Raw genomic sequence first — 1,087 nt, 5'->3', positions numbered from 1 at the left:
GGTCTCTTCTTAAAGAAATGCATAAAGTTTACCTCACAATCCCTCACAAAATTGCACAGTTTTTCTTGACATTCCAACCCTGCACAAGGCCAGTACTGGTCAGCTCTCCCCGCCGATGCACGATTGCACAAAAACGTCCCCCTGTTGTGTGCGGGAGAGGCGGGGGAGCAATCGCGCGCAGGAGGTGGGGGAGAATCCATTTTTTGGGGAAATCGCGAAAATCGAAAATGCGCCATCCCCACGCCCCCACGAGGCGCAGCGGGGCGTTTGGCGTGTCGATCAGGTCGGGGGAGGCGGAGAGGCAAGAAAAGCGGCCACCGCGCGATTGAGTGAGATAATCAGCGGGGTGTGTGACAGAGCATTTGGGCGATGAACACGGGGTGCTCATTGTGGATGAAACCGGCTTTGTCAAAAAAGGCACGCATTCTGCCGGGGTGCAACGTCAATACAGTGGCACCGCCGGGCGCGTCGAAAACAGTCAGATAGGCGTCTTTCTCTGTTATGCCGGTCAGGGCGGCCATGCCTTTATTGACCGAGCGTTATACCTGCCCAAATCCTGGACGGATGACCGGCCCCGCTGTGAAGCCGCCGGCATTCCTGACGCAGTCACTTTTGCCACCAAACCGCAGCTCGCCCGACAGATGCTGGAGCGCGCATTAGAGGCTGGCGTTCCCTGTCGCTGGGTGACGGCAGATGCCGTTTATGGTCAGGATCGTCGCCTGCGCTGCTGGCTGGAGTCCCGGTATCAACCGTTTGTGCTGGCGATCCCCAAAAATGAACCGCTATGGTGGCAAGGGCCGACCTATGTCAGAGCGGACAACATTGTGGACAGCCTGACGCCTGAGCAATGGGAAACCCATTCTGCGGGGCGGGGAGCCAAAGGCGAACGTCAGTATGACTGGGTTCGGGTGCCGCTCTGGCGTTTACAACTCAGTGAGAAAGAACGGGAATATGGCCATTATCTGCTGGTCCGGCGCAGCCGGGATGAAAAGCAGGAGCGGGCTTACTACGTCGTGTATGCGCGCCGAGAACAGGCTGCTCTGAAAACCTTGGCTCAGGTGGCAGGCCGTCGCTGGGAAATTGAATG

1 pseudogene is annotated in these 1,087 nt (G+C 57.8%); it reads left to right on the top strand.

The annotated features are described in order from the left end of the window. Nucleotides 1-350: 350 nt before the first annotated feature. Nucleotides 351-1,087, top strand: a pseudogene (locus PSI17_RS17000) (IS701 family transposase); the annotation flags it as partial.

Source organism: Xenorhabdus sp. IM139775, assembly GCF_028598745.1.
GTDB lineage: Bacteria > Pseudomonadota > Gammaproteobacteria > Enterobacterales > Enterobacteriaceae > Xenorhabdus.
This window is presented reverse-complemented; position numbering and strand designations above follow the sequence as displayed.